The sequence below is a fragment of the Microcoleus sp. B13-B6 genome (assembly GCF_036705405.1).
Classification (GTDB): domain Bacteria; phylum Cyanobacteriota; class Cyanobacteriia; order Cyanobacteriales; family Microcoleaceae; genus Microcoleus.
This window is the reverse complement of record NZ_JAUBUJ010000047.1, coordinates 1741-19149: the sequence shown is the minus strand read 5'-3', so window position 1 is coordinate 19149 and position 17409 is coordinate 1741. Positions and strand designations below refer to the sequence as shown.

The following is a 17409-nucleotide window of genomic DNA, read 5'->3' as shown; positions in this document are numbered from 1 at the left end:
TGCCTGTGCCACAAGTGGACATGGGGAAGATGCCTGTGCCACAAGCAGTCACAGGCAAGATGCCTGTGCCACAAGCTCAATGATGCTGATTTCGGGATATTCTGGTATCGGCAAATCAGCTTTGGTGCAAGAATTATACAAACCGATTACTCAACATCGCGGTTATTTTATCTCCGGCAAATTTGACCAATATCAGCGCAATATTCCTTACAGCGCCATTGTCAATGCTTTTCAGGATTTAGCCAAACAACTGTTAGCAGAAAGCGAAGCCAATCTCACAGAATGGCGGGAAAAGTTATTAGACGCATTGGGAATTAACGGTCAAGTTATTATTGACGTAATTCCCGAAATTGAATTAATTATCGGCAAGCAACCCCCGCCGCCAGAATTGGGTGCGGCTGAAGCGGAAAATCGCTTTAATTTTGTGTTTCAAAACTTCATTAAAGTCTTTACCAAACCCGAACATCCTCTGACAATATTTATCGATGATTTGCAGTGGGCTGACGGCGCATCTCTGAAACTGATGCAACTGCTGATGAATGCTTCGCCAGCGGGACTGTTTTTAATTGGGGCTTATCGGGATAACGAAGTTTCTGCGGCTCATCCGTTAATGCTAACAATTGAAGAGATTGTCAAAAATGGGGCAAAAGTCGATCGCATTTTCCTGTCACCTTTGGAGTTATCCTCTGTTACTCAACTGATTTCTGATGCCCTGAATTGCCCGGAAGCAAGAGTCAAATCCCTTGCCGAGTTAGTGTTTTTCAAGACGGGCGGGAATCCTTTCTTTATGAATGAATTTCTCAAATCGCTTTATACAGAAGGACTGTTACAATTTGACTTTACCCCCAGGGCTGTTTCGGGGCAACCACGGGGGGATTGCCCCTACGAAAAACCAGGGTTTTGTAGGGGCGGTGCCCCCGTGCCCGCCCAGCCCATAGACGATGGGGTAGGGGTTTCAGATATCGCGGCAACGACGGGGGGATTGCCGCTACAAGAGAATGAAGCAGCCCAGCCTTACCAAGAGGGGAGACAGGGGAGTTGGCAGTGGGATTTAGAGGAAATTAAAGCGAGGAATTTCACTGATAATGTTGTCGAGTTGATGGCTAGCAAAATTCAACAACTGCCCGATAATACGCAGGAAACGTTAAAGATAGCAGCCTGCATTGGCAATCAATTCGATTTGAAAACCCTCGCCTCACTTTGCGAAAAATCTGTGGGACAAACGGCGGAGGATTTGTACGCAGCAGTTGCTGAGAATTTAGTCGTGTTGCTGGGGAATATGGGAGATGTGGAATTAGAAATTGCCGGAAAATTACCCAGTAGCCAATCCATCGAATACAAGTTTGTTCATGACAGAATTCAGCAAGCCGCTTGTTCCCTGATTGATGAACAGGATAAGCCGATCGTCCACAAACAAATAGGACAACTACTGCTGCAAAATACTCCCATCGACAAGCGAGACGAAAAAATATTTGATATTGTTAATCAATTAAATTTCGGCTTAGAGTTAATTGTTTATCATGAAGAAAAATATGAACTGGCAGAATTAAACCTAATAGCAGGTCAAAAGGCTAAAGCATCAACGGCTTATCAGCCAGCTTTTAACTATCTGCAAACAGGGATAAATTTGCTGACAGGAAACACTTGGCTGCTGCAATACCACCTCAGCTTGCAACTACATCAAGAAGCCGCACAGGTAGCCTACCGTTTGGGGAATTTTGAGCAAATGGAAGCTTTAGCTAACCTTGTCCTAGAAAATGCTAAAACTGTTCTAGAGCAAGTCCCAATATATGAGTTGAAGATTGAAAATTGCATAAAAAAAAGCAAGTTTAAAGAAGGGTTTAACCTTGGATTAAAAGTGCTACATTTGCTAGGAGTTCTTTGGCCAAAATCTCCAAATAACATATATATAAAAGCGGAACCTTACAACTTAATTAACCTGCCCAAAATGACCGATCCAGAATCTCTAGCAGCTATGTCGATTCTGGGAGGAATGATAGGGATCGGCTATATAGGTATTCCAGAATTATTAGTGCCACTTGTGTTAACACAGATTGATTTATCTATTAAATTTGGCAATGCTCCTAAGTCTAGTTTTGCTTACGCAAGTTACGGAGTCATATTGTGTACAACTATACAAGATATTGAAAGTGGCTATAAATATGGAAGATTAGGTTTAAGGTTAGTAGAAAAATTAAATGCCGATTACCTGAAGGCTGGAGTTTTAGATATATTTGGCAATCATATATTGCATTGGAAAAAGCATCTTAAGGGAAGCTTATCAATTTTAAAAGAGGCTTATTTCTGCGCTGTTGAAACAGGGAATATAGATTTTATTGGTTATTCTACTTTTGATTATTGTTTTAATGCCTACTCAGTAGGATGTGAACTTAAAGACTTAGGAAAAGAGTTAATTTATTTTTATGAAATACCGACCAATAAAAAAAACAATACTTGCTTGACTTGGTTAGCCATGTATTTACAAATTATTTTTAACTTATTAGGTAAGGCTGACAATCCAACTCAGCTAATAGGAGAGTTTTATAACGAAGAGAAATTTCTACCACTTCAGCCACTTCAGCTAGAATTGAGCGATAGACAAGGACTTTTATTGCTTTATCTAAATAAGTTGATATTGTGCTATTTGTTTGGAAAGTCCCATGAAGCTGCTAAAAATGCAGTAGTTGCAGAACCATATTTAGATGGTGTGATGGGAATGGCAGCTATACCTATCTTCCATTTTTATGATGCTCTAGCGCATTTAAGTGTATTTGCTGATTATTCAAATTTTGAAAAAGAAAATGCTCTCAAGCGGGTTAATGCTAATCAAGAAAAAATGCAGGTATGGGCGCATCACGCTCCCATGAATTACTTACATAAATTTTATCTAGTTGAAGCTGAAAAAGCGCGAGTTTTGGGGCAAGTTGTGGAAGCGATCGACTATTACGATCGCGCCATCTCCCTTGCCAAAGAAAACGAGTACATCCACGAAGCCGCCCTCGCTTACGAACTCGCAGGCAAGTTCTATTTATATAGGGGGAAAGAATTAACAGCCAAAGCTTATATGCAGGAAGCTCGTTACTGCTATCAACTCTGGGGTGCCGTGGCTAAAGTTAAAGATTTAGAAACGCGATATCCGCAATTATTTACGCTCGATCTACCTACAAAGAAAAACATTTCAACCACTACATCAACTACGGGTAGCCGTTCTAGTTCTTCCTTGGATATCGCTACAGTCATGAAAGCTTCCGAGGCAATTGCTGGGGAAATTGTACAGGATAAATTACTCTCCAGATTGATGAAAATTTTGATTGAAAATGTCGGCGCTCACAAAGGATATTTAATTTTAGAAACCCAGGGAAAATTGCTGATTGAAGCTGAAGGTGCAATTAATGATGAACGGATAACAGTGTTGCAATCTGAGCCGATTGAAAATTGCCAGGAAGTTTCCGAAGCTATTATCAATTATGTCGCTCGAACCCAAGAAAATTTAGTGTTAAATGATGCCACTCGTGAAGGTAACTTTACGAATGACCCTTACATCAAAGCACGTCAGCCCAAGTCTATTTTGTGTGCGGCTTTGATGAATCAAGGTCAACTGGCTGCTATTGTTTATCTCGAAAATAACCTTACCGCACAAGCTTTTACTCCCGATCGCCTGGAAATTTTGCAATTGTTATCGGGACAAGCGGCGATCGCACTTACCAATGCTAAACTCTACACAGAAGTAAAAGAACGCGAAAACCGGCTTACTCAATTTATCAATGCGATGCCGATAGGAGTAACAGTAATTGACAGCGCCGGACAAATTTCCTACGCAAATCCCACAGCTTCCCAACTCAGCGGCATCAATTATATACCCGAATTAAATGCCGCTCAATTTGCCGAAATCGGTCAAGCTTATTTAGCAGGAACTAACGAGTTATATCCCACCGCACAAATGCCAATTATGCGTTCTTTGGGGGGTGAAACGGTCAAAGTAGACGATATGGAACTGCACCGACACGATCGGATTGTTTCCTTGGAAGTCTCCAGCACACCAATTGTCGATGACACGGGTAAAATTAATTATGCGATCGCCACATTTCAAGATATCACCGATCGCAAACAAGCAGAAAAAGTTTTAGCCGACTACAACCGCACTTTAGAACAGCAAGTGAGCGATCGCACCCTCGAACTTCAGCGAGAAATTATCGAACGACAACGAGCCGAAGACGCCGCACAAGAAGCCAACCGAGCAAAAAGTACATTCCTCGCAAATATGAGCCACGAATTGCGGACTCCCCTCAATGCAATTCTGGGATTTTCCCAATTAATGAATCGCGGTTCTAACCTATTGCAGGAACAGCAAGAACACCTGAGTATTATCACCCGCAGCGGAGAACATTTGCTCGAACTGATTAACCAAGTATTAGATTTGTCCAAAATAGAAGCGGGACGCACGACTCTCAACGAGACCAATTTTGACCTCCACCGCCTGCTGGACGACATCGAAAATATGTTCAAACTTCCGGCACAAAATAAGGGATTGCAGTTATTAGTAGAGCGGATGCCCGACGTGCCACAATATGTGCGAACTGATGAAATAAAATTGCGCCAAATCTTGATTAACCTGCTTTCTAACGCGATTAAATTCACCTCCGAAGGCGGCATTTATGTAAAGATTAAAAATCCCGATTTTGCTCATAAAATCTACTTTGAGGTTGAAGACACGGGAGCGGGAATTGATGTTAGTGAATTAGACAAGCTTTTTGAAGCTTTTGTGCAAACCCAAACCGGGGAAGAATCGCAACAAGGAACAGGATTAGGTTTAACGATCGCACGTTCTTTTGTGCAGTTAATGGGAGGTGAAATGAGAGTCAGTTCTCGTGCGGGATGCGGTACTATTTTCAAATTTGACATTAAAGTTAATGCAGTTGAAAGTGCCGATCGCCAACGGGAACAGCCAACCAGACGAGTTATTGCGATCGCACCCAATCAACCCCGCTATCGAATTCTCGTTGCAGACGACGCTTTTGACAACCGCCAACTGCTAGTCAAACTGCTTTCTGCGATCGGTTTTGAAGTTTACGAAGCCCAAAATGGGAGGGAAGCAATAGAAAAGTGGGAGCAATATTCGCCGCACTTAATCTTTATGGATATGCGGATGCCGGTGATGGATGGGTATGAAGCCACCAAACAAATTAAAGAGGGCAACCACAGGGGGATTGCCCCTACGGAAAACGAGGATTTTGTAGGGGTAGTGCCCCCGTGCCTACCCCAGACAGCAATTGTTGCCATAACAGCAAGTAGTTTTGAGGAAGAGAAAGCCGTTATCCTTTCTACCGGCTGCGATGATTTTGTTCGCAAACCATTTAGAGAAGCAAACATATTTGATGTTCTGCACAAACATATCGGGGTACAATTCGTTTTTGAAGAACTAAATGCTGCCCCCAGTTTCACAGACAAGGAAGTAAATGTATTGACAAAAAGCGCTTTTTCTGAATTGCCTCCTGAGTTAGTAGCCAATCTTCAGCAAGCTATTAGCAATCTAGATTTGGAACAGATGCAAACAGTCATCAGTCAAATTCGCGAAATCAATCAGCCCTTAGCTAGGGCGAGCGCCGCTTGCATTAAAAATTTTCAGTACGAACAGTTGCTAAATTTAATACACACATTAAGGGATGAAACATGAACAAAAACCTCAGTTTTACCCGCGAAGAAAGTATTTTAGTTATTGATGATTGTCCTGAGAATTTAAAACTTTTAAGCGGGATACTATCTGTCGCTGGGTATAAAGTTCACCTAGCTCCCAGTGGGAAATTAGCTCTAAACTTTATCAATGCCAACTTACCCGACTTAATTTTACTCGATATTATGATGCCTCACATGGATGGCTATGAAGTCTGCGCTCAGCTCAAAGCTACTCCGAAAACTCAAGATATTCCAATAATTTTTATCAGCGCTTTGCAAGAAGTTTTCGATAAGGTAAAAGCCTTCTCTGGGGGCGGAATAGACTACATTACAAAACCTTTTCAACAACAAGAAATTTTAGTGCGCGTGGAAAATCAATTGCGTCTGAGAAGGCTGTCTAAACAACTCATAGACCAAAATATTTTAGAAGAGCGCAACCGCATGGCGCGGGAAATTCACGACACTTTAGCGCAAACTTTTACAGGCATAATCATACATTTGGGAGCCGCGGAACGGGTAATAGCAGCGAATCCCGAACAAGCACAAGCACACATGAAAACAGTCTGCGAATTGGCTCGCTCTGGACTTGCTGAAGCACGGCGATCCGTAGAATCTTTACGCCCGCAACTGTTAGAAGATGGCGACTTGTATAGCGCTCTCAACCAAATCGCTAAACAAATGTCATCAGATACTGATACGCACACTATTTTTGAATTGGTTGGCACGGCATATTCCCTACCATTAGAGGTAGAAAATAACCTGTTGCGGATCGGGCAGGAAGCATTAACAAATATTTTCAAATATGCACAAGCTACAGCGATCAAAATTGAGTTGGTTTACGAAACATCCAAGTTTATTTTGCGGGTGAAAGACAACGGAGAGGGATTTGATACAGAAAGTATCTGTTTTAGGAATGGCTTTGGTTTATTGGGCATGAGAGAACGCGCCGATCGCATTAACGCGCAGCTAACTGTAAACAGTCGCCCCGGAAACGGAACAGAAGTTATAGTTTCAGTTAATCGCTAGTAAAGTAAGGTGCACATTTCGCACCATATAGCAATCCTAAATAAGTAGTAAATTTTTTACCCCACCCCCACCCTCCCCTTACCAAAGGGAGAGAGTAAGAAATTCACAAATGATTTAGGATGACTATATAGCACTCCTAAATCATTTGCATAATTATTGTAGGGGCAATCCCACGCCCGGTTGCCCGATAGATAGGGGGTAGGAACTCTTAGCACTACCCCTACAAATTTATCTGAATCATTTAGGATGACTATAGATAGTAAGTTGGTAGTGAGAACTTCAGTTTTTTTTGATAAGATTAACAGGGTAAACATGATTAACCAATCAAATATTATTCGTGTTTTAATTGCCGACGATCATTATATTGTGCGGCAAGGTTTAGTGGCGCTGCTGGATAATGAATCAGATTTAATTGTTGTCGCACAAGCTAGCAACGGACAGGAAGCATTAACAATGTTCCGCGAATATCAGCCCGATGTCACCCTTATGGATATGCGGATGCCCCAAATGGATGGAGTCGCCGCCATTGCTGCGATTTGTGCGGAGTTTCCCAGGGCGCGGATTGTGGTGCTGACGACTTATGACGGCGATGAAAACATTTATCGCGGATTGCAAGCTGGTGCTAAGGGCTATCTGCTTAAGGATGCGGAACCAGAGGAGCTTTTAGCAGCAATTCGGGCTGTTTTTGAGGGTAAAAAGTATATTCCGCTGGCAGTGGGTGTTAAGTTAGCCGATCGCCTGAGTGGGCCTGAATTGAGCGATCGCGAATTAGAAGTCATCCGCCTCATAGTCGCTGGTAAAAGCAACAGCAAGATTAGTGAAGTTCTGCACATCAGCGAAAGCACCGTCAAGTTTCACATCAACAATATTTTGAGCAAGATGGGAGTTAGCGATCGCACGCAGGCCGCGATTTCCGCCTTAAAACGGGGGATTGTCAGCCTGTAATTTAATTATAAGTATTTCTACTGATAAATATGACTATTATGACGGCAAATAATGATAAATAAGACCTTAAGTTTTACGCCAAAACTTTTTAGTAAGGCTAAGCTGGAGATCCTAGGACAAATTAGCCCGGCTCAAAAAAAATGCTTTATTCATTTTTGTCCAAATCTCAACTCAAAGTCCGCTTTTTAAAACAGTTTGCAGCCGCTGTTTCGGCGTCTTTAGCTCTTAGTGCAACAACCAGTTTGAAACCCTCGCCGGTATTAGCAGCTAGCAATATCCCCCCCGCAAATCAAACCTCGACTCAGCTAGTCACAAAACCTGATTCTAGCTTGCAGCTAGGGCAGTTACGCAGCACTGTTCCCGTGCAGACAATGCAGCTCGATCCGGGCGGATTTATCCCGATCGCGATCGGCGGTATGATAATTATTCTGGTGCTGCCGCTATTTTTTGGCGGATTGGTAGTAATTGGCGATCGGGAAGTTGGCATTGTCAGTAAAAAGTTTAGCTTTGGCGGCAAGTCTTTACCGCCAGGAGATTTAATTGCCTTAAACGGAGAAGCTGGATATCAAGCTGATACTTTGCCCCCCGGTTGGCACTGGGGTTATTGGCCTTTGCAGTACAACGTTCGCAAAGAGTCTCTGACTGTAGTTCCCCAAGGTGAAATTGCTCTCATTATCGCAGCAGGTGGTCAATCAATTCCCCCGCAGCGCATCCTTGGCAAAATCACAGAATGTGACAATTTTCAAGATGCTCGTCAATTTCTCAAAAGCGGCGGCGAAAAAGGTAGACAACTCGGCATTTTGACGGGCGGTAGCTATCGAATTAATACAGCATTATTTACAGTAATTACAGCGGCCAATGCTGCCAAGCACGGGATGACAGCCGAACAATTAAAGCTGTACAGAATTGCCCCAGATAAAGTAGGAATTGTCACAACTTTTGACGGCGTTCCAATTCAAGATGGCGAAATTGCTGGCCCGATTATCCCGAATCACGACAACTTCCAGAACGCGCAAAAATTTATCACCGCCGGCGGGCGGCGCGGTTTGCAGGAACAGGTTTTGCTTTCCGGTTCCTGGAACTTAAATCCTTGGTTTGTCGGGGTTGACCAAGTGGCGATGACCGAAATCCCGATCGGCTATGTCGGCGCGGTTATTTCCTATGTCGGCAAAACCTCGGAAGATGTGAGCGGCGCTGCTTTCACTCACGGAAATTTAGTAAATGTGGGCAATAAAGGCGTGTGGGTGACTCCCCTTTATCCGGGCAAACATCCGCTGAATACGCGCATTTTGAAAGTAGAGTTAGTGCCAACTACTAATATAGTATTGAATTGGTCTGGTAAAACAGAAAGGCACAGTTACGATTCTAAACTTTCGTCTTTAACCGTGCGTTCTCAAGACGGTTTTGCCTTTGATTTAGAAGTAGCTCAGATTATTCACGTTGGAGCTTTGGATGCTCCCAAAGTCATTTCTCGCGTCGGTTCGATGCAGAATTTAGTAGACCACGTTTTGCAGCCGACAATTGGCAATTATTTCCGCAATTCTGCTCAAGCTTATTCTGTATTAGATTTTCTCTCCGCAAGAAGCGGCAGGCAAGCGGAAGCCGCCGAGTATATCAAAGCTGCTTTGCGTACCTACGACGTGCAAGCAATTGATACTTTAATCGGGGATATTTTGCCGCCTGCAGAGTTGATGCAAACTCAAACAGATCGCAAAATTGCTGAGGAACAGTGCAAAACTTATGAGGTGCAGCAAGTAGCACAAACTCAGCGGCAACAATTGGTGCGGGAAACGGCGCTGGCTGAGATTCAACAAGAGATGGTCAAATCCGAACAAGGCGTGAAGATTTCTGAGTTGAAAGCGAATTCTCAGGTGAAACAAGCTCAAGGCGAAGCTGAGTCGATTCGGGTGAAGGGAAATGCTCAAGCTGAAGCTTATCGCGCGGGTGTTGTGGCTTTGGGAGGTTCGGGTTATACGGCTTTGCAGTTAATGCAAATTATAGGCGATCGCAACGTGCGAGTTGTGCCGGATGTTGCGGTAACAGGCAACGGTAGCGGTGGCGGTTTGGTGGATGGTTTGCTGGGAATGATGTTGTGGAATCAAACTGGCAAAAATGGAGAAAATGGAGCAGAATTACCTGTAGTTAACCTACAGAAATCGGAACCTGCGGCCAAGTTATCAGTAGCCCAGGTGAATTCTGTTAAGCCGTCGGAATCTCGCGCTAATTCCCCTGTTGCGAATTCTGAGGCTGATATTGCTCCGCTGTTTGATGAATTGCCATTTGACGATCGATCTTTTAGTTAGACTGTGTAGTTTGTAGTCACAAACCAGAATACTCACAACCCCGACTTCTTGGAGAAGTCGGGATTCTAATTATCTCGATCGATAATATCTTTACTCTTCACTCCAAGCACTGATAAACTCTATTTGATTTTGCATTTCTGCCGCTGATTTGGCAGAAATTAGACTCAAAAGCCTACGCATTTGTTCTCCCACTGAATAATTTTGCTGTCCTAAAATAATTCCTGCATGAGAATCTCCTCTTTCTAGCCAATTGGTATGGATTCTATAAAAATCCCTAATGTTGAAACTATAAATTACCCTTTGATTAGTAAAAGCCCAAATTAATTGCTCTTCATCGCTGCGAGATAACATCCCTGTTTCGGCAACTGTAATAACATCTACACCACGACTTTGTAAAGCTTGCAATAGTTTTTTACTTCGTGAATCTTCATCTAAGTAAAGACGAATTTGGCTCATGCTTTTTCCTGCATTTTTAGCCGATTTAATGCTGCCAAACGTTCATATTCTGCTTGTTCAGCCGCTAAATCTGCTTCTATTTCTGCTCGATTTGCGTGATAATAAGTCAGTGCAGCATAAACCTGCGCTAAGGTGAGATGATCCAGATCCGCTGCTATTTCCTCAGCACTATTACCTTGTTTGTATAAGACTACGATTCGCTGCACCGATGTGGCAGTACCTGCAATAATAGGGATGCCATTGCGAAGGTGTGGCTCGCAGATAATTAAAGTGCCAATATCAGTTAAAGTTGGCATAGGTGAATCTGGGGTTAAAAATTAGAATTCAAGTATAGCATAAATTTATTATCCTTGAATTTTGCAGATTTAATTCATGAAATATTTCGTCCTACTACCATGCTTCTACATACTCACAGAGAGTAGTTGGTTCGGGAATGGGTAAACCCTCCTCTCGCAACCCTTCTAAGTGAAATTCGATCGCTTCTTTAATTTGCTGCTGTACTTCTGCAAGGGTAGCGCCTGTGGCTGCACATCCGGGTAAATCGGGCGCATAAGCTGAATAGTTATTGGGTGTTTTTTCGATCACGATCGCATAACGCATCATTTAGTCTCGAATTTAGAGTAGATTAGGAGTGACGCACTGACCAAAGAAACCGGGTTTTTACCGAATCTGCTGGCTACAACCGAATATTTCGTAAAAAACCCGGTTTCTGAGCCCCGAACAGTTTGTGTTGGCCAATTGCTATCACCCGAATTTCGCGAGTCTGTTGTTTGAAGAGTAAACCCCCGCGTAGCAGGTAATGAAATGATCAAAAGCCGATAACTTCGTAGAAAAAGGTTCTCAAAAAAAAAATTGACAAGGGGCTGAAATCGCTATAGACTAAAGCTTACAGCTCTCGATGCGAGAGAAGAAACCCCAACCCTGCAAAACCCCAACTATCCAACTTTTCCTCTCTTCTTCGACCTACCCACCAATACCAAGGGAGGTGACCTTTAGGTGCTTGTTTATTATAGGTTAGCTCACTTGTGTTCAACCAACTCTTTCGCCAACCCGTCTTTTCTTTTCGCCAACCCACACGCTCTCCCAGCTTGCATTCAGTCTCATAACGAACTTCACCGCCTACTTCCAACCATATCTTTTTCTGAACGCTAAAGCCAAAGCGACCCTGACTGTATTTTACCCACAATTGGTCGATCGCCCGCAAATCATCGCCAGGAAAATTGTTGATCGATTCAACTGTGAACCAACCTTCCTTCTCCCGTCTAGCAGCTTTCAGCATCACCTTGAATGTTTCCCTATCCGCCTCTTTCCACTTCCCCGCAGCCAATAAATCCCGCAGACGAGTATAGTCAACTCCCCGCGCTGATTTAAGTACCGAATCCAGAAGACGAGTATAATCAACATCCAGAAGACGAGTATAATCAACATCCAGAAGACGAGTATAATCAACACCCTGCGCCGATTTAAGCTGTACCGAAACACCGGCAACTGTTGGCGGAATCGGTTCCCGCAGATAACCCAACCAATCTTTCATCGACTGCGGCCGCTTTTGCGGATCGGATGCCATCCCTTTTTCTATTGCTAAATTCACCCAATCCTTCACCCCAAAATTTTTGGCAGATGGCAATGCTTCATTTCTAAAATGCCGATTGAGGGAAGCTGTTGGCACTTGTCCCGTTACCGCATAATATAAAGATGCAGCCCAAGCATAAATATCAACCGTTGGTTTACCACTACCTTCGATAGGCTGTTCCCAAGGAGCAAAAGCAGGGTTATGAGGATGTCTGCTACTAATAATAGTTGGCATTAATTCACTCGCAAGACCAAAATCAATTAATACTGCTTGCCCCTTGGGACGCAACATAATATTACCCGGATGGGCATCTCGATGGACAATTCCGGCTTCGTGAACATCACTTAATGCTTCTCCAATTTGGCGGATAATTGCCACTGCTTCTGTATCCGGGAGTCGTCCCTGTTGCCGTACTGTATCAAATAAACTTTGCCCGGAAATTAAATTCATTACCAAACAGTGAAGGCCTTTTTCCTCAAACAAATCGCTAATGCGGACAATTCCAGGATGCGCGTTTTGGCAAAATTTGGCTAAGATTTGCCCTTCGCGGATAAATCTGCGAACAAAGTTGGCGTATTCCGGGTCATTTTGCAAACTCAGATTTGGCGTTTTGAGGACAACTTGATAGTTAAGTTGCAAGTGTGTGGCCTTGTAAGTCATGCCAAATCCCCCCATTCCCAGGATGGTGTCAATGCGGTAGGGGCGAGTTCTCAGAATTTGTCCGGGCGTCCACAGCATGGCAGGTTGTTTAAATTCTCTTTAGTTGCTAATTATGATAAACTGTGTCGCCTTTAAAAAGCAATGAAAAGGAAGCATTCTCAGGATTTACGCACTCCGATTAAAGAAATCGGGTTTTTATAGAATCTCTCGGTGACAATGCGTGTTATCGTAAAAACCCGGTTTCTGGACTAAAGTCCTTACTACAAACAAAAATAGGTTTTTCAATTCAAGTAGTTGTTTGAACTGGATGCAGCGGAAAGAAAACAGCCGGCGAGACGCAGAAAAACTCTGCAAGTTTTTGTATGTGTTGGGTTGTAAGTTGGCGCTTTTCACGGAGGATGTCAGAGACAATAGACTCGGTTTTAAAAATAGGAACTAGGTCTTTTTGTCTGAGTTCAAATTCTTCTATTAAAGCCTTTAACAGTTCTACTCCGTAAATGTCAGGTATGGGTTCTAAAGTTTGCTCGTACTCATAAACAAGGGTTCCCAGTACGTTGAGGTAGTCGCGTTCGTCGGGAGTCAGTTCGCCTTTATCCAACAAAGAGTCGATCGCTTCTTGAGTTGCCATTAACTGCTCCTCAGCAGTTATGGGTCGCGGCGGAAATGTTTTGAGTAGTTCGATATAAGCGCTAGAGTTTTTCATGTTACTATGCAATATTAAGAAAGTAATATTTTATCATTATAGTTGAATAATTTGATTGTTTAACCTCAAATCAACGCCGATTTACGCGGATAGAATTTAGTTATATATCCCTCATAACTCTTGATGCAATTGATAGCGGTTGAAATCTTTGTACCGATCGCAGTACAATCGATCGATATTGCATCTGAGGAATCTCCCCATGTCAGAACAGTTTTCCACTGAGATTAGCGATCGCATCTGCACTCACATGAACGAAGACCACGCTAACGCTGTCGTGCTATATGCTCAAGCATTTGGCGGCAAACCAGAGGCGACAGAAGCTCAAATGCTCGCTATTGATGCCAACGGCATGGATTTAACCGCTAAAGTCAACGACGAAACAGTGCCCGTCAGAGTAAATTTCGATCGCACTTTAAAAGATGCCGAAGATGCTCACCACACTCTCATTGAAATGGTGAAACAAGCTCGAAAAGTTGCTAAGTAGTCAATTGCGTACTAGGCTGTTATAATTTTAATGTTTGCAGTACGGAATTTAGTCCGGTTAAATAGTTGTTAAGGACGGGAGCATCTCACCTTTGCAGCCCTCCGCTAGAAATTGGAGTTTTGAGGCAGGAGGCAGGAGGCAGGAGGCAGGAGGCAGGAGGCAGAAGGAAAGAGGAAGAAGGAAAGAGGAAGGAGGAAGGAGCCAGAAGAAGGAAGGAGCCAGAAGAAGTATTTTTACAAATATGAGATGCTCCCGTTAAGGACTAACTTCCTTACTACAAACCTTTAGTTGGGTTAAATCATTTTAAGGACTAAAATCCTGACTGCGAACAAAATATTTAATAAAGTTGAATTTCCCTCTAAAATATCCACTAAAATGACCGACAATTACCCAAATCCCAAAGAATTAGATGTCGTCAAGGGCGGTAAAAATACCCATTTCGAGGCACTGGTAAAACGACTAGATTTGATGATTCGCGCCCGCTATTCGCTGCTGTACATTGTCGGCGCGGAGGAGGAACCGGTCGAAGCCGTAATTGCCCAAGTAGCGCTGCAAGTAAGTCCCGCGCGCCGGGTATTGCGGTGGGATATTGTGCGAGGCTGGGAGGATAACGGTTCTGGGAAAGGTTCGGTAATGGCGGCGCTCGATCGCGTCAGCAAAACTGCTGTAGAAGAATATACCATATTTGTACTGCGGGATTTGCACCCCATTTTGAAATATCCATACACCGAAAAAAATGCGGCGGTAGTGCGGGAATTGCGGAATTTAACGCGGGAATTGAAGCGTAGCAAAAAAACTATAGTTCTTACTTCTCACACGCTGGAATTGCCGGAGGAATTGAAAGAAGAAGTCACAGTAATTGATTTTCCTTTGCCCAACGTCCAAGAAATCGACAGTTTAATTTCCCACGTTGTGGAAAAGCCGCAACAGTTGCAAGTTAGCGGTTTAGCAAGGGAACAGTTGGTTAAAGCTTGTCAGGGTTTGAGTCGCGCTAGAATCGGGCGGGTTTTGGCTAAAGCTTTGGCCGCCAAACAGCAAATTAACGAGTCAGATATTGACGGAGTTTTGGAGGAAAAACAGCAAGCAATTCGCCAAACGGGCATTTTGGAGTTTTTTAACTCCAGAGAATCCCTAAAAAGTGTGGGGGGCTTGGAGAATTTGAAACAGTGGGTAAAGATGCGGCAAGATGCTTTTACTGACGAAGCGCGTCGCTACGGTATACCGAATCCGAAAGGAGTTTTGTTAGTAGGAATTCAAGGAACGGGCAAATCTTTATCTGCGAAAACAATAGCCTCAGAATGGCGTTTGCCACTGTTGCGATTGGATACTGGGAGATTGTTTGGCGGCGTGGTCGGGGAAAGCGAAAGTCGCGTCAGGCAAATGATACAATTAGCAGAGGCGATCGCACCTTGTGTTTTGTGGATCGATGAAATAGATAAAGCCTTCGGCAACATTATCAGCGGCAGCGACGGCGATTCGGGAACTTCGCGCCGGGTATTCGGCAGTTTGATTACTTGGATGCAGGAAAAAACCAGTCCGGTGTTTATTGTCGCAACGGCAAATAACGTCAGGATTTTGCCGGCAGAGTTGCTCAGAAAAGGCAGATTTGATGAAATTTTCTTTTTAAATTTGCCCTCAGAATCGGAAAGGCAAGATATTTTTAAAGTGCATTTGCAGCGACTTCGGCCGACTAGATTGCGGGAGTTTGATTTGGGAGTTTTGGCGAAACGCGCTGAGAATTTTAGCGGTGCAGAAATCGAGCAAGTTGTAATAGATGGGTTATATCGGGCTTTTGGCACTTTTGTCAACGGACAGCGCCGGGATTTGATGACCGAGGATATTTTGAGGTCGATCGAGGATACAGTACCTTTAGCTGCGATCGCGCGATCGCAAATTGAAGATTTGAAGCGCTGGGCGGCGGAAGCGGGCGCGAGAACAGCTTCTAACGATACTCACTTAATTGATGAATTGAAACGCTACAGCCAGGGGCGAAGGGACGCGATCGACAATTGACCCAATTTGTAGGGTGCGTCAGTTCATGTCGAATTAATTCTAGGAAAAATTCCCTCTGACGCAGATTCCTAATCGTATGCTGCGTCATTTCATGGCTGATGAATCCTCCCAAATATCTCCCGTTATGACGCACCATACTACTACAAACCTAACCTAAAAACATCAGCAAGAATAGCATTTTTATCAACCATTCTCCCCGCATCCGGCGAATCGTAAACCACTAACAGCGAATTCTGCCCGTCCAAATATGGAAACAGGCTCAACCCCTCAGCATTGTCCGTATTAACCTTAAAAGGCAAGTCAAACAATACCTCCAAATCTCCCCCATCTTGCCCAGTAATACTGTCGCCCGATCGCCCTAAAATTCCCTTCAACCGAAAAACCCTCGTCGCCCCCGATAAAGTCATCGTCGGCCCGGCTAAAACAATCAAATCTTTTCCGTCCCAGCACAATTCTCGCACGCCCAAACCGTTCAAATCAACAAAATGTTTGTTGTACAATTTCCCTCCTTTCCCAATTTCCTTAAGCCTTAAAACTCCCGGTTCTGCCTCTTCAACTTTTATTTCTAAAATTATCGCCCAACCCCGCAGCACCGGCCCCCGCAAACCGAGCAAAATGCGATCGCCCCGCACCGCCAACCCCTCAATATCGAATCCATTTTCTTTACTCGGAATCGGCACAGATAAATACAAGCCGAGGTGGGTGTCATCTTTGAGCGCGTCTGTCAGCAAATTGCCTGTTTCTGTCCGCTGCAGGCATCCCACTGTCAGTTGAATTTCGGGATTGTCAGAATCGGGAATTGACTTGCACAAAATCCCGTCTTTTATAGGAATGCGCGCCAGTAAATAGCGGTTGACCTCTGTCACGATTTGTGCTAATCTTTCAATGTCTTTTTCGGGGTTTTTGCCTTTAGCTTTTTTGCGTTTGGTGCTGTGAGAACCGACCACCCAAAGATAATCTTTGCTGAAATCAATTCCTTCGATATCGATTTCGCATTTTCCAGGTAGATCGATAAAATCTGCGATCGCAAATCTTTGATGTTCTCCAAAAATATGAGGCGCGACAAGCGACAAACGCTCGATCGAAGTCGTTTCATCGGAACCCAGCCACAAATGGCCATCGGGAGTTAAAGCAACAGCGGATAAGTCTGTAATAATATCAGCGACTTCGCTGTTTAATTGCAGCATCAGCCGGCCGAGCAAAAAGGATTCTGGCATAATTATTAGGATCTAAACTATTCTTAGGGTAAGTCATTATAGTTAAACCTGCTTGAAACTCATAGGTTGCACCATTCTCAATCAGGCTTTTATGGGCAGGCTAGAAGCCCAACCCCTACTCCCCACAATAAAATTTAATTTTTGTGGAACAGGCATCTTGCCTGTTCATGACGGGCAGAATGCCCAACTCCTACTCCCCACAAGAAAAAAAATTCATCTGTTGTGGAACAGGCATCTTGCCTGTTGCTGACAATGGTGCAAAAAGAAAATCCATCTGTGGTGGAACAGGCATCTTGCCTGTTGCTGACAATGGTGCAAAAAGAAAATCCATCTGTGGTGGAACAGGCATCTTGCCT

13 protein-coding genes are annotated in these 17409 nt (G+C 43.7%); 7 read left to right on the top strand and 6 right to left on the bottom strand.

What is annotated here, in order from left to right; all coding sequences use genetic code 11:
- The first annotated feature begins 79 nt into the window (after positions 1 to 79).
- The 4 genes from QUB35_RS20665 (at position 80) to QUB35_RS20650 (ending at position 9947) form a co-directional block, all read left to right on the top strand.
- A complete protein-coding gene (locus QUB35_RS20665) occupies positions 80 to 5674 on the top strand; it encodes an AAA family ATPase (RefSeq protein ID WP_445252048.1) in 5595 nt (1864 codons plus the stop codon).
- Complete coding sequence (locus QUB35_RS20660; RefSeq protein ID WP_333143632.1) at positions 5671 to 6699, top strand: response regulator; 1029 nt, start codon at positions 5671 to 5673, stop codon at positions 6697 to 6699. Before QUB35_RS20665 ends, QUB35_RS20660 begins: the two co-directional genes overlap by 4 nt.
- 315 nt (positions 6700 to 7014) lie before the next feature.
- Positions 7015 to 7644 carry a response regulator transcription factor gene (locus QUB35_RS20655; protein ID WP_333143664.1) on the top strand — a complete coding sequence of 210 codons (630 nt, stop codon included), beginning with the start codon at positions 7015 to 7017 and terminating at the stop codon, positions 7642 to 7644.
- Between the two features lie 140 nt (positions 7645 to 7784).
- Positions 7785 to 9947 carry a flotillin family protein gene (locus QUB35_RS20650; RefSeq protein WP_333143631.1) on the top strand — a complete coding sequence of 721 codons (2163 nt, stop codon included), beginning with the start codon at positions 7785 to 7787 and terminating at the stop codon, positions 9945 to 9947.
- Between the two features lie 90 nt (positions 9948 to 10037).
- On the opposite strand, the gene QUB35_RS20645 is transcribed toward QUB35_RS20650, so the two are convergent.
- The 5 genes from QUB35_RS20645 to QUB35_RS20625 all read right to left on the bottom strand — a co-directional run bounded on the left by QUB35_RS20645 (position 10038) and on the right by QUB35_RS20625 (position 13339).
- Complete coding sequence (locus QUB35_RS20645) at positions 10038 to 10403, bottom strand: DUF5615 family PIN-like protein (protein WP_333143630.1); 366 nt, start codon at positions 10401 to 10403, stop codon at positions 10038 to 10040.
- Positions 10400 to 10699 (bottom strand): DUF433 domain-containing protein, encoded by a 300-nt coding sequence (locus QUB35_RS20640; RefSeq protein ID WP_333143629.1) that lies wholly within the window; start codon positions 10697 to 10699, stop codon positions 10400 to 10402. Before QUB35_RS20640 ends, QUB35_RS20645 begins: the two co-directional genes overlap by 4 nt.
- Before the next feature lie 94 nt (positions 10700 to 10793).
- Positions 10794 to 11003 carry a type II toxin-antitoxin system HicB family antitoxin gene (locus tag QUB35_RS20635; protein ID WP_333143628.1) on the bottom strand — a complete coding sequence of 70 codons (210 nt, stop codon included), beginning with the start codon at positions 11001 to 11003 and terminating at the stop codon, positions 10794 to 10796.
- 286 nt (positions 11004 to 11289) lie between these two features.
- Positions 11290 to 12714, bottom strand: coding sequence for a serine/threonine-protein kinase (locus QUB35_RS20630; RefSeq protein ID WP_333143627.1), 1425 nt, complete (start codon positions 12712 to 12714; stop codon positions 11290 to 11292).
- A gap of 208 nt (positions 12715 to 12922) precedes the next feature.
- Positions 12923 to 13339, bottom strand: coding sequence for a transcriptional regulator (locus tag QUB35_RS20625; RefSeq protein ID WP_333143626.1), 417 nt, complete (start codon positions 13337 to 13339; stop codon positions 12923 to 12925).
- A gap of 199 nt (positions 13340 to 13538) precedes the next feature.
- Here QUB35_RS20625 and QUB35_RS20620 point away from each other — a divergent pair, with 199 nt between their 5' ends.
- The 3 genes from QUB35_RS20620 (at position 13539) to QUB35_RS20610 (ending at position 15836) form a co-directional block, all read left to right on the top strand.
- Positions 13539 to 13823, top strand: a complete 285-nt coding sequence (locus QUB35_RS20620; RefSeq protein ID WP_333143625.1) for a DUF2470 domain-containing protein — start codon at positions 13539 to 13541, stop codon at positions 13821 to 13823.
- A gap of 65 nt (positions 13824 to 13888) precedes the next feature.
- A complete protein-coding gene (locus QUB35_RS20615; RefSeq protein ID WP_333143624.1) occupies positions 13889 to 14068 on the top strand; it encodes a hypothetical protein in 180 nt (59 codons plus the stop codon).
- Between the two features lie 130 nt (positions 14069 to 14198).
- Positions 14199 to 15836: an AAA family ATPase gene (locus QUB35_RS20610; protein WP_333143623.1), complete on the top strand. Its 1638-nt coding sequence runs from the start codon at positions 14199 to 14201 to the stop codon at positions 15834 to 15836.
- A gap of 140 nt (positions 15837 to 15976) precedes the next feature.
- Here the strand turns inward: QUB35_RS20610 and QUB35_RS20605 are convergent, their stop codons facing one another.
- The gene (locus tag QUB35_RS20605; RefSeq protein ID WP_333143622.1) at positions 15977 to 17053 is read right to left on the bottom strand and encodes a DUF3616 domain-containing protein; all 1077 of its coding nucleotides are present in this window, start codon (positions 17051 to 17053) and stop codon (positions 15977 to 15979) included.
- Between the last annotated feature and the right edge of the window lie 356 nt (positions 17054 to 17409).